This is a genomic window from Metabacillus sp. KJ11-3, assembly GCF_055808295.1.
Genome location: NZ_CM147865.1, coordinates 3,510,570 through 3,523,291, shown reverse-complemented (window position 1 = coordinate 3,523,291; position 12,722 = coordinate 3,510,570). Strand labels below are relative to the sequence as shown.

Below are 12,722 nucleotides of genomic sequence, written 5' to 3'. Positions count from 1 at the left end.
GAGCATAACTATGGCATTCCTTTAGTATATCAGGGAAAATTCTATAAATACTGAATTTAGAGTTAGGTTGTGTGATATAGCTATCATTTTCATCTATCCCTTTTAGGATGAAAAATTTCAAAATAATGGATTATTAAGGGCCTAATGATGTGAATCCGATTTTTATATACGAATAATGTCAAATCCTCTCGAATTCTTTAATGGAAAAAGAAAGGGAGAGGATTTTTTATGACAAAAAAATTTAGAAATATGTTCATAGTTTTTCTAGTTGGAGTACTAATCATTGTAGGTCCTTCGTTTACAGAAGCGGCACTGGGGGATCGGACGCTAACGAACAAATCTTCAGGCACGGATGTTGCAGAATTACAGGATTACTTGATGACAAAAGGGCTATTCCCGTACCATACATCGACAGGATACTATGGGGATATCAGTGTAGAAGCCGTCAAGGATTTTCAGCGTAAACGCAACCTTAAGGTCGATGGAATTGCTGGGCCGCAAACGAATCATGCCTTAAAAGTCCTGCGATATGGAAACATAGGGAAGCAAGTCATACATATTCAATATCAGTTGCAGAAAACAGGTCATTATCATTCAAGTTTAGATGGTATTTATGGAAACGGCACTGTGAGTGCGGTCAAGAGTTTTCAAAAGCAACAAGGTTTAGTGGCCGACGGAATTGCAGGGCCGAACACTAGATCAACGTTAGATAGAAAGGCTAAACGTGGTTCAGCCGCGGGTAAAACCTTGACTGTGGAAAGTACGGCATATACGGCAGATTGTGAAGGCTGTTCAGGTGTAACTAGAATGGGTCTTGATTTAAAAAAATACCCTGATGCGAAAGTGATAGCGGTGGACCCTAATGTCATACCACTTGGATCCATCGTAAAGGTAGAAGGTGTTGGAGTTGCGATAGCAGCGGACACAGGTGGTGGAGTGAACGGGAATTCAATCGATGTGTTCATTCCTAACCGGGACGATGCCTTACAATGGGGACGTAAAAAAGTACGTGTTGAAATAACCGAATAGTTTATATGAGCTGTACCTGTACTTTTTTACTGTTGCGGGTCAGCTTTTTTATTATATGTATGGCAAACCTTTGTCATTACATTCCACTAATTGTGTCTCTCTTACATTCTCATTATATATTTTTCTACTCTATCGATAAGTGTTATTAACACCCTTTGAACGGATACATCCTATCTTTTAGTTTAAGGAAAGTAGGAGCCTGAGTCTTAATTCTAAAAATGACATAAAAAAAGCCTCCTTTTTGTTAGTTTGTGTAAAGATGTATTGAAGTATTAAAAGACCATTAAAGGAAAATGAATCCATCATACCGATATTTAAGTAAAGGTCTGATACAAAGTGTTAGTAACATTATACACCCTATGGTGATCCCGTTACTGCTTTAAACCCTAAAGCACATAGTTTAAGAAAAGCTGAATTTTTCGCATGGATTCAATTAGTAAAAGAAAAGTATAGTCAATACTAGCATGTATCATTATTTTTTACTTACCTTATAGAAAAACATGAAACAATCATTATAGTGGGAAAACAATCGCCACAAACTAACTATGTATCTAGTAGTGTGGGAACTTAAATATGAAAAAGGAATGGATTAGTTCTACAACAGGGTAATATTGCTTTCCTGGCATTCTTTTATAATTTGATCATTCCAAACAGAAGCTTGGACAATGGGGTTACAGAGTTGTTTACAAAATAGGAGAAGAGACGATTTAAGATTCCCAAAAAAGAAAGCGTTTTAAAACATTGACAATCTATATCTTTAAATCTTATAATACATTTAATGAAACCGCTTAACTAAGTTTGGTTATAAGTAATAGGGAAGTTAATAGTAAGAGAAGAATTTTTGAAATGATATATTAATTGAATACTTCGGTAAAAACCCCATTATAAGTATTTGTAAAGTGATTAAACGTTATATCTAAAAGTGATTGAATTACCTTGGTGTTTTGGTTTTTACAAAGTGATTAAACGTTATATCAAAAAGCACTCAATAAAATTTAGATTCCAATGGTGTTAGCAGATTATGATAAAAATCTTCAGTTTATTTTGGGATATATATGATTTTTTCACAAAGTGATTAAACGTTATATCAAATTATCAAGTTCTTTGAATGTAAACTTAATATAACCTATCATGAAAAATAGCATCTTAAAATTCTAACTTTTGATTAAACGTTATACCACTACAATATGTTTATGGAAATCCTCAATATAATGTGTGATAAAACGTTATATCATTTTGTTATTTAAATGCCTATTTGGTGAAATCTATCCAAACGGCGTTGAAATAAATTAAATAATAATATTAAAAGGGTGGGATTATTAATGAAAAAGGTTTTGAATTTATTTTTTGTTACACTTTTTATTGTTGTACTAGCAGCATGCAGTAAACCGGGTGGTTCAGAACAGGAAGAGTCTAAAGATACGACGGAAAAAACACCTACTGATGCAACTGTACTTGAACCAGAAGAAGGAGCAGAGCTTGTATTATGGGGTAACGGAGATCAAGAAGCTGAATGGGCAGAATATGTTGCAGGACAATTTACAGATAAATATGGAATTCCGGTAACATTTGAAGAAGTGAGTCATACTGATGCAGCTGGTAAGCTTGAAACAGATGGACCTGCCGGCTTAGGCGGTGACGTATTTACAGGAGCACATGACCATGTTGGGAATATGGAAGCAGCTGGATTAATCTATGATAATTATTTTTCGGATGAATACAAAGAGCGTTTCATGGAAGGAGCAGTAACAGCGGTCTCTGCAAATTCAGATGGAGAGTATAAAATGTTTGGGTATCCTTTAGCAATCGAAACAGTTGGCCTTTTCTATAACCAAGATTTACTTGATCAAATGGGCTTTGAACCAGCTGAAACGATGGAAGAGCTGATGCAACAATCAAAGGAATTTATGGAAAAAAATCCAGGATCTTATGGATTTATGGTTGAGCCCGGTAATTTTTACCTAATCCATGGATTCTTTGGAGGATATGGCGGTTATATATTTGGTGATAATAACACAAATCCAGATGATATTGGACTAAACAATGAAGGTGGAATTAAAGCTGCAGAATTAATGAAAAAGATTCATGATGAAATCCTACCACTTAAAAAAGAAGACATAACTGGAGATGTCATTAGTTCACAATTTAATGAGGGGAAACTTTTATATTATATAACTGGTCCATGGGCAGTAAAAGGTCATCAAGAAGCAGGTGTGAATTTTGGAGTGAAAACAATGCCTAAACTAGACAATGGAGAAGTTCCTACAACTTTATCAAGTGTTAAATCTTTATTTGTAAACGCTTATAGTGATTATCCTAAGGCAGCGACATTATTGGCTCAATTTGCTACATCGGATGAAATGCTACTAAAACGCTATGAAATGACAGGACAATTACCGCCTTCTAATGCTCTACTTGAAGATGAAACAATTAAATCAGATAAGTTGAATCTTGCTTTCCTAGAACAGTCGCAATATTCTATTTCAATGCCTAATATTCCTGCAATGCAACATGTCTGGTCAGGAATGGAAGTAGCATTTACGGCACTTTGGAACGGGGAATCTGAACCAAAAGCTGCACTAGATAAAGGGGTTCAACAAATTAGAGAAGCAATTGATTCACAAACAAAATAAAGTAGTAATGGTGAACTAGTACCTATATGTATTAGTTCACCATTTAAAAAAGGAGGTAAAATCGTGGGTGAAAAAGCTCGTATTAATTCAGATGATGTAAAAAAGAATGGACCAAAAAAAGTATTAAAAACTCCTAGAAATCCGACATCTTCTACCAAACCATTCTTCACAAAACCTAAAATCGCTGCACTGTTGTCCTTATTATTTATGGGTCTTGGTCAAATATACAATAAACAAATTTTAAAAGGTTTGTCTTTTCTTGCTTTAGAATTGTATCTTCTTATTTTTTGGACTGTACCTTTTCAATGGGCATTGTGGGGACTAACAACTCTTGGTGAATCGGCACAAACGCGAAAAGGGTTTGAAATTGTGCAAGGAGACCATTCTATCTTTTTAATGATTGAAGGAATTTTATTCTTAATTTCATTTCTTCTATTCTTATGGTTTTATTATTTAAATATCCGTGATGCATATAAAGTCGCAACTAAAAGTGAAAAAGGAATAAAACCCAATAATGCAAAAGCAATGTTTAAAAATATTTGGGAAAATGGGTTCCCTTACCTTTTATTAACACCGTCTGTCCTATTTACATCTTTCTTAACGATTCTACCATTGTTATTTGGGATTTTAATTGCCTTTACAAACTACTCAGCTCCTAATCACATACCACCAAAGTCTTTAGTGGATTGGGTCGGTTTTGATACATTTATTCAGTTATTCCAAATGAAAACATGGAGTTCGACTTTTTATGGAGTATTTACTTGGACTGTGGTATGGGCTGTGCTTTCAACGCTTACAACATTCTTTTTAGGTCTAATTTTTGCCGTTCTAATTAATCAAAAAGGGGTTAAATTAAAGAAGTTTTGGAGAAGTATCTTTATATTACCGTGGGCAATTCCGCAGTTTGTATCCATTTTAATTTTTAGAAATATATTTAATGGACAGTTTGGACCAATTAATAAATATTTAATGGATTTAGGTATTATTGAATCAGCTATACCTTGGTTAGCAGACCCATTGTTGGCCAAGATTACACTTGTAGTTGTAAATATGTGGTTTGGTTTCCCATTTTGGATGGTATTGATGAGTGGTGTCATGACAAGTATTGATAAGGAAGTATATGAAGCAGCAGAAGTAGACGGAGCTTCTCCAATGCAAAGATTTTGGAAAATTACAATGCCATTGATTATGTTCGCTACTGCACCACTTGCCATCATGTCATTTGCAGGGAATTTCAATAACTTTAATATTATTTACTTAATGACTCAAGGTGGACCAGTAAATACGGATTACTCATATGCTGGGTCAACAGATATTTTAATAAGCTGGATCTATAAATTAACGCTCGATAATAGCCAATTTGCTGTCGCTTCTGTTGTATCTATTTTAATATTCGCAGTCATTGCAACCTTCTCCATTTATAACTTTAGAAAAACAAGAGCCTTTAAAGAGGAGGATATGATGTCATGATCGGTTTATCTTTGAAAAATAAAATAAGTACCGTAGTAATTTATACGATTTTAATTATTACAACCATCTTTGTACTTTATCCAGTAGTATGGGTTATTACTGGTTCCTTGAACCCTGGGGATTCCTTGTTTTCAACTAGTTTAATTCCAGAGTCATTATCATTGCGACATTACACCTATTTATTCCAAGAAACTGATTATCTTCTTTGGTATAAAAACACGTTGAAAATTGCGTTTTGGAACATGATTTTATCTACTTTCTTAGTTGTTACAGCAGCGTATGCTTTTTCAAGATTCCGTTTTCCTGGAAGAAAACAGGGACTGATGGCAATGCTTGTTTTACAAATGTTCCCTGGTTTTATGGGAATGATTGCAATCTATATTCTATTATTGCAAATGAATTTGCTAGATAACCATTGGGGTTTAATTCTAGTATATGCGGGTGGTTCGATTCCATTTGGTGCTTGGTTAGTTAAGGGATACTTTGATGGTCTTCCAAGAAGCTTAGAAGAAGCAGCAAAAATAGATGGTGCAAGCCATGTCACAATCTTCTATAAAATTATGATGCCACTCTCAAAACCTATTTTAGTATTTATTGGGGTAACGAACTTTATAGGACCGTGGATGGACTTTATTTTTGCAAGACTAGTTCTCCGCTCAAGTGATAAGAAGACATTAGCAATTGGTTTATTTGAAATGGTAACCGGAAGGGGAAATAGCGAATTTACTACATTTGCAGCAGGGGCAGTATTAGTGGCTGTACCGATTACGATTTTATTTTTCATCTTCCAGGATCAACTTGTAGATGGTCTAAAAGCTGGAGCTAATAAAGGGTAACTCCACTAGAGGAAATAGAGATTGAAAAATTTATTACATTAATTGAAGGAGAATTGAAGTCAACTTCGTATAGAGAACAGGGAATAGTATCGTTTAAGCGACAAACAGATGATGATGAGGTACTTGTGTTTCATAACGTATCAAAAGATCCTGTTGTCTTGAAGTTAGATGATGAGGATAAGGAGTTTAAGAAAGTCTACTATTCTAATTTTGAAAAACCAAAATTAAAGGAAAAGATAGATTTACCGCCTTATTCTACTCTAATTTTAATAAGAAATTGAATGATTTAATAATTGGTACAATGTGTCTATATCTTATTAATTCGTGATAAAATAATATATGAGAACTTATATCGTGTGGTAAACAGATAAATGTTTAATCACTATTATTTAGATGAAGAATTAAAAGAAAACGGGTTATAAAGAATAAAGTTTGACATTATTTTATGTTTTTAGTGAGAGGGATAGGATACATGGATAGACCAACGATTAAGGATATAGCTAGGATGGCCAATGTGTCAATCGGGACCGTATCAAATGTTATTAATGGCAAAGGACGTTATTCCGAAGAGACAAGAAAAAAATAGAAAGAATTATTAAGCAGTCTAACTATATGCCAAATGTAGCTGCACGAAGTTTAAGGGATAAGTTGAATCCATTGATTGCATTGGTCGTACCATTCGCACCAAGAGGAGAAATTATTATGAATCCCTTTTTCTCCCAACTTATTGCTGGAATTGAAAATGGTGCAAGAGATAGAAAATTTCACGTTATTGTGACAGGTTTAAAAGAAGAGCCAGATCTATCTTTTTTATTAGAAAAACATATTAATGGTTTAATTGTGTTTGGTGCAAATGAAAACCCTGAACTTTTAGATGATATTCAACACTTAAAATTACCTAGTGTTTATATAGATAGTTATCTGTCAGACTCAGATCTTTACCAAGTTGGATTAAATGATGAAATGGGTGGATATCTAGGGACTAAACATTTACTGAATTTGGGTCATAGATCTATTTTTGTCATATCAGGTAAGGTTAGTGAGGTTAATTCTATAGGTCATTATCGTTTATTAGGTTACCAAAAGGCATTGGAAGAAGCTGGGGTTGAATTTAATCATGAATTAATTATTCAAAATGATATTTCAGTAGAGGGAGGATATCACTCAGTCCAGCAAATATTGCAACACAAAGATCGAGCAACTGCTATTTTCGCCTTTTCTGACATGGCAGCTATGGGAGTTTTGAAAGCTTGTTATGATTTGAATATTTCTGTTCCTGAGGAGTTCTCAGTGATGGGATTTGATGACCTCTACTTCTCGGAATATTTAACCCCAGGCTTAACTACTATAAGGCAGGATATTTATGGAAGAGGGCAATCAGCAGTAAAATTATTAATAGATCAAATTGAAAATAAAAATCCTCAGGATCGAAATGTTATAAGCCCAGTTAGTTTAAAAGTACGACAAAGTACGGCACCAATAAGAAAACAATAAAAAGGAGTATCTAATAGCCTCGTGGCTATTTCACTCCTAAAATTATCTGTATTGATGAAACGTTTAACCAACTTTTTCTAAACTGAAGGGAGTTAGTAATATGTTAAAAGAAGCTATTTATCATAGACCGAAAAATAATTTTGCGTATGCATATGCATATGACAAGGAAACACTTCATATTCGTCTTCGCGCTAAAAAAGGTGATTTAACGAAAGTGTATTTAATTTTCGGCGATCCTTATCAGTGGACGAAAGAAGGGTGGACTAATTCAACGAAACCAATGTCTTTAGAAGGATCAGATGAATTATTTGATTATTGGTTTGTTGAGGTGAAGCCTGATTTCCGCCGTCTACGTTACGGATTTGAATTGCATGCTGAGAATGAAGCTATTGTCTATGGAGAAAGAGGGTTTAAAGATCGTGATCCGAAAGATCCAGGGTTTTATTTCTGCTTCCCATTCTTAAATCAAGTGGATGTATTTCAAGCACCAGAATGGGTGAAAGATACTGTATGGTACCAAATTTTTCCGGAGAGATTTGCAAATGGTAACCCACTTTTAGACCCTGATGGCGTACGACCATGGGGAAGTGAGGATCCAAAGCCTACTAGCTTCTTCGGTGGTGATTTTGAAGGAATTATTCAAAATATTGATCATTTAGTTGAGTTAGGTATTACCGGAATTTACTTTACACCAATCTTTAAGGCTCCATCCAATCATAAATATGACACAATCAATTACTTAGAAATTGATCCTCAGTTTGGGGACAAAAAGACATTTAAGAAATTAGTTAAAATCTGTCATGAAAATGGTATCCGTGTCATGCTAGATGCTGTATTCAATCATAGTGGTTTTTATTTTGATGCATTCCAGGATATCTTAGAAAATCAGGAAAAGTCCAAGTACATAGATTGGTTCCATTTAAGTGAGTTTCCAGTAAAACCTCTACCTGAACCTAATTATGATACATTTGCATTTACACATATGATGCCAAAATTGAATACTGAAAACCCAGAGGTGAAGGAATATTTACTGAATGTTGGTCGTTATTGGATTGAGGAATTCGATATTGATGGCTGGCGTTTGGATGTTGCGAATGAAGTTGACCACCAATTTTGGAGAGAATTTAGAACCGCAGTTAAGTCTGTGAAACCGGACCTGTACATTCTAGGGGAAATATGGCATGATTCAATGCCTTGGTTACAAGGGGATCAATTCGATGCTGTAATGAATTATCCTTTTACAGAGGCATCGTTAGATTTTATTGCAAAAGATAAAATACAGGCCGAAGAATTTGCACACCAGTTAACAAAAGTACTTACTTTATATCCGAAAAATGTCAATGAAGCAGCATTTAATTTACTAGGAAGCCACGATACTCCAAGAATTTTAACGATTTGCAATGATCGTAAGGAGAAACTAAGACTATTATTCCTATTCCAGTTATCCTTTTTGGGGACACCTTGCATTTATTATGGGGATGAAATCGGTTTAACAGGTGAAAATGATCCTGGCTGCCGAAAATGTATGGTTTGGGATGAAGAAGAACAAGATCTTGAATTGTTTAGTTTTGTTAAAAAGCTAATTTCTTTACGAAAAAAGTATAAGGCATTGGGGAGTCAGGGTGAATTTAAGATTTTAGAAACAAACAATAAGACAAACCATATTATCTATTCAAAGAAATCAAATGATGAAATGATTATTATTGCAATAAATAATTCAAATGAAAAAGTAGAAGTGAATATCCCATATGACTTTACTGGTAAAATTCCATTTGATATTTGGAACGATGAACTGGTAAAAGAAAGCTCGAAGATTGAATTGGCCCCATATTGTTTCTCTATCATTCAAGTAAAATAAAAAGAAGCTAGGTCAAAGCATTATATCTGGAAGAGCTTGCACTCCTGAAAAGGTATAAAAAGTTCAATTTAGTTTGGAGCTTTTTTAAGGGTGTGGAGTTCTATTGATTTCACTAAATCAATAAGTTACTTATCTCAGTTTTATTAAATTAAACCCTATTTTTTCCTAATACATATTAACACAACTGAAAGTGAGTAGTTAAAACGTCTTAATCCTTGATAGTACTGGAATAAGGCGTCTTTTTTATTATATCAGGAACGAACGATAAGTGTTATAAAACGTCTTGAGAGATGAATACGCAGATTCTCTTGCTCATCCACGGGGCAAGACTCCCGAAAACGTTTCGATGCTCCATTGATAACTCCAAAATAATCATCAAACAATGTGTTACAAACCTAATTGTTCACACTCTTTCATAATCATTCACCCCTTTTCATTTTTTTGTGAAAAAGTATGTATTAATCTTATTGTCTATCATTCTTATAATAACAACATAGCTGAAAATGCTTTCACGATAAATGAACAGGAGGAAAAAGACATGAGTAATTCTTGGCTTGGTTTAGAAGGAAAAGTGGCAATTGTTACTGGTGGTGCTTCTGGCATCGGTTTAAATATTTGCAATGAACTAAAAAGTAATGGGGTAAAAGTTGTTATTGCTGACTTAAATGGTGAGGAAGGACAACAAGCAGACGGTTCTTATTTCGTAAAATGTGATGTAACCAATAAAGAGAGTGTAGATCGCGCAGTAGCACAAACAGTAGAATTATTTGGTACTATTGATATCTTAGTCAACAATGCTGGTGTAAACTTACCAAGATTGTTGGTTGATGACCGAGGAGAAAGACCAGAATATGAATTAAGTGAGAAAGATTTTGACTTTATGGTAGCTGTAAACCAAAAGGGGCCTTACCTTTTTGCTCAAGCATCTGCTAAAGAAATGATAAAGCAAAACAAAGGGGTTATAATAAATGTTTCGTCTGAAGCAGGACAAGAGGGATCTGCTGGACAAAGCTGCTACTCGGCTACTAAAGGAGCTGTAATTGCCTTTACTCGTGCTTGGGCAAAAGAACTGGGTAAATTTAATATTCGAGTTGCTGCAATTGCACCTGGAATCATTGAAACAACTGGTCTTAGAACAAATGCTTATAATGAAGCATTAGCTTATACTCGTGGAGTAACAGTAGACGGTCTTTCAACAGACTATAGTAAATCGATCCCACTTGGCCGAGAAGGGAAACTTACTGAAATTGGCGATCTTGTTTCTTACCTTGCTTCCGATCGTGCTAGTTATATAACTGGAACAACGTTAAATATTTCTGGTGGGAAGTCTCGAGGATAAAGGTACACGTATAGGAGACAGATCATGCCTTATGAATGTCGAAGAAACAGGGAACTCTGTTAAGTAAACATTCGCTTCTCTGTTCGCTTCATTATTAAAGACATTCTTTTTGGATAAAGAGGTGATGACATGTCTGATCTAATAATGGATGAAAAGCTTTTTGAAATCATTAAGATTGCTCGAAAGCAGCCGTACTGCTCCCTTGATTATCTAGCAGAATCACTGGGAGTTAGTACAAGGTCCATTCGTAATTATATAAAACAGATAAATAGTGATTTAAATGATATTGCATCTTTAGTGAAGGAAAAAGGTAAAGGCTACAAACTTGAAATTGTAAATGAACATTCGTTTCAACTTTTTCTTGAAAAAAATCGATCTGATATTGAGTTACTTGATACGCCAAAACGTAGAATCTCATTTATTATAGATCGATTAATAAACAGTGAGGAAGCTTACACATTAGATGACTTGGCGTTTGAGATGAATATTGGGAGAACAACACTAGTAAATGAGTTGAAAAAAGCGTCAGTTTCCTTGGAAACGTATAACCTGAAAATTCACGGAAAACAAAATATTGGAATGACCCTCAGTGGAAAAGAGTTAGATTTAAGGTTGTTTATTTTAGATAACATTTATGATGTATTATACCAGTCATATCCTCTTGATGAAGATATTTCAGAGAAACTGTTGAAAATATTTCATACCCATGATTTAGAATCAACAACACAGACGAAATTAATGGAATTTATCATTATTATGTTGGATCGTCTTTTGAAAGGTCATCAAATTGAAGAGACACAAAAAAAGCATAAGCAATTATTAAATACACAAGATTATCAAATTGCTAAAGCAATTGTTAGAGCTTTAGAAAGTCAGTTGCCAGTTGAAATTCCTGAAAAAGAGCTATTATTTATTACGATTCCAATCGCAGGTCGACGTACACCTACAAATAATCGAACGATGGCAGAAATCACGATTACAGATGATGTCAAAAAGCTACTAGAACAAATTGTTGAGCAATTAGGTTTTAATAAAGAAATCATTAACGATAATGAGCAACTTTTTGTTGATTTACAATATCATCTAACATTTATGCTTAACCGTTTACTTTTTGGGTTGCGATTAAAAAATCCATTATTAGTCGATGTGAAAAGAAAGTATCCTGTTGCATATAAAATGGCTGAAATCGCAGGTCAGGTTATTGAAAATAATTTAGATATTAAGGTGAGTGAGGATGAATTAGGGTATTTAGCCTTTTATTTTGGAGTCTTCATTACCCAGAGCGATGATAAAGTAAAGCGATTCCAAAAAGTTGCTGTAGTGTGTGGCACAGGAAGAGGTACAGCAAGACTTATTTCTATACAACTGGAACGCATTCTTCAGCAAGAGACGAAGATTGATTTATATTCCGATATAGACGTGTCAGAAGAAGTTTTAAATCACTATGACCTTATTTTTTCAACTGTAAAACTAACTTATGAAATAGCTAATCCAGTCATCATGATTAATGAAATATTTGATGAAAATACTGTGAAAAAGGAAATCGAGAAAACACTATATATGCAGAAAAGTAAAGTGAAGCGTGACAATGTTTATTTTTCTGTCATAGCAGAACTTCTCACTGAGGAAAAATTCTTTATCTTAGATAATGAAAAAAACTATCACGATAATGTAAATAGTATGGTTCATTCTTTAATACAAAGTGGACATCTGGATAATGGTTTTACAGAAAGGTTAAGGGAGAGAGAAACAAAGGGATCAATGGTGTTTGATAATTATGTAGCATTACCACATACATTTAATCAATTATCAAATCAAATTGAACTTGCCCTTGGCATCTTTCCAGAAACAGTCATAGCAGATGGTAAGGAACTGAAAATAGTATTCCTTTTGGGATTACCGGAACATCAAACAGATAACAATGAATATTTAATTGTGAAAATCTATGATGAAATTATTCGTATTGCGAATGATAAGGAGTTAATTGAAAAAATCTCTACATCAGAGAATTATAGTGATATCGTTCAACTTCTTGAAAGCGGATTTTAAATTGTAGAGGAAAT

Annotated in this window: 10 protein-coding genes; all 10 read left to right on the top strand. The window is 34.1% G+C overall.

Going from position 1 to position 12,722, the window contains the following annotated elements:
* Nucleotides 1-228: 228 nt before the first annotated feature.
* The 10 genes from AC0L8O_RS17480 (at nucleotide 229) to AC0L8O_RS17435 (ending at nucleotide 12,708) form a co-directional block, all read left to right on the top strand.
* Nucleotides 229-1,029 carry a peptidoglycan-binding protein gene (locus AC0L8O_RS17480; RefSeq protein WP_473444128.1) on the top strand — a complete coding sequence of 267 codons (801 nt, stop codon included), beginning with the start codon at nucleotides 229-231 and terminating at the stop codon, nucleotides 1,027-1,029.
* Between the two features lie 1,322 nt (nucleotides 1,030-2,351).
* Nucleotides 2,352-3,662, top strand: a complete 1,311-nt coding sequence (locus tag AC0L8O_RS17475) for a sugar ABC transporter substrate-binding protein (RefSeq protein ID WP_473444127.1) — start codon at nucleotides 2,352-2,354, stop codon at nucleotides 3,660-3,662.
* Nucleotides 3,663-3,725: 63 nt separating this feature from the next.
* On the top strand, nucleotides 3,726-5,132 hold the full coding sequence (locus AC0L8O_RS17470) for a carbohydrate ABC transporter permease (protein ID WP_473444125.1): 1,407 nt from the start codon (nucleotides 3,726-3,728) through the stop codon (nucleotides 5,130-5,132).
* On the top strand, nucleotides 5,129-5,968 hold the full coding sequence (locus AC0L8O_RS17465) for a sugar ABC transporter permease (RefSeq protein WP_473444123.1): 840 nt from the start codon (nucleotides 5,129-5,131) through the stop codon (nucleotides 5,966-5,968). Before AC0L8O_RS17470 ends, AC0L8O_RS17465 begins: the two co-directional genes overlap by 4 nt.
* A gap of 53 nt (nucleotides 5,969-6,021) precedes the next feature.
* Complete coding sequence (locus tag AC0L8O_RS17460; protein WP_473444121.1) at nucleotides 6,022-6,249, top strand: alpha-glucosidase C-terminal domain-containing protein; 228 nt, start codon at nucleotides 6,022-6,024, stop codon at nucleotides 6,247-6,249.
* Between the two features lie 191 nt (nucleotides 6,250-6,440).
* On the top strand, nucleotides 6,441-6,554 hold the full coding sequence (locus AC0L8O_RS17455) for a LacI family DNA-binding transcriptional regulator (RefSeq protein WP_473444119.1): 114 nt from the start codon (nucleotides 6,441-6,443) through the stop codon (nucleotides 6,552-6,554).
* 26 nt (nucleotides 6,555-6,580) lie between these two features.
* Complete coding sequence (locus tag AC0L8O_RS17450; RefSeq protein WP_473444117.1) at nucleotides 6,581-7,462, top strand: LacI family DNA-binding transcriptional regulator; 882 nt, start codon at nucleotides 6,581-6,583, stop codon at nucleotides 7,460-7,462.
* Nucleotides 7,463-7,562: 100 nt separating this feature from the next.
* Complete coding sequence (locus AC0L8O_RS17445; RefSeq protein WP_473444115.1) at nucleotides 7,563-9,320, top strand: glycoside hydrolase family 13 protein; 1,758 nt, start codon at nucleotides 7,563-7,565, stop codon at nucleotides 9,318-9,320.
* A 538-nt stretch (nucleotides 9,321-9,858) separates the two neighbouring features.
* Nucleotides 9,859-10,659 (top strand): SDR family oxidoreductase, encoded by an 801-nt coding sequence (locus AC0L8O_RS17440; protein ID WP_473444113.1) that lies wholly within the window; start codon nucleotides 9,859-9,861, stop codon nucleotides 10,657-10,659.
* A 129-nt stretch (nucleotides 10,660-10,788) separates the two neighbouring features.
* The gene (locus tag AC0L8O_RS17435) at nucleotides 10,789-12,708 is read left to right on the top strand and encodes a BglG family transcription antiterminator (protein ID WP_473444111.1); all 1,920 of its coding nucleotides are present in this window, start codon (nucleotides 10,789-10,791) and stop codon (nucleotides 12,706-12,708) included.
* Nucleotides 12,709-12,722: the final 14 nt, after the last annotated feature.

What these genes read in the sequence shown, in the direction of transcription:
- AC0L8O_RS17480 (WP_473444128.1), top strand. Translation starts at nt 229, where the DNA reads ATGACAAAAAAATTTAGAAATATGTTCATAGTTTTTCTAGTTGGAGTA.
- AC0L8O_RS17475 (WP_473444127.1), top strand. Translation starts at nt 2,352, where the DNA reads ATGAAAAAGGTTTTGAATTTATTTTTTGTTACACTTTTTATTGTTGTA.
- AC0L8O_RS17465 (WP_473444123.1), top strand. Translation starts at nt 5,129, where the DNA reads ATGATCGGTTTATCTTTGAAAAATAAAATAAGTACCGTAGTAATTTAT.
- AC0L8O_RS17455 (WP_473444119.1), top strand. Translation starts at nt 6,441, where the DNA reads ATGGATAGACCAACGATTAAGGATATAGCTAGGATGGCCAATGTGTCA.
- AC0L8O_RS17450 (WP_473444117.1), top strand. Translation starts at nt 6,581, where the DNA reads ATGCCAAATGTAGCTGCACGAAGTTTAAGGGATAAGTTGAATCCATTG.
- AC0L8O_RS17445 (WP_473444115.1), top strand. Translation starts at nt 7,563, where the DNA reads ATGTTAAAAGAAGCTATTTATCATAGACCGAAAAATAATTTTGCGTAT.
- AC0L8O_RS17440 (WP_473444113.1), top strand. Translation starts at nt 9,859, where the DNA reads ATGAGTAATTCTTGGCTTGGTTTAGAAGGAAAAGTGGCAATTGTTACT.
- AC0L8O_RS17435 (WP_473444111.1), top strand. Translation starts at nt 10,789, where the DNA reads ATGTCTGATCTAATAATGGATGAAAAGCTTTTTGAAATCATTAAGATT.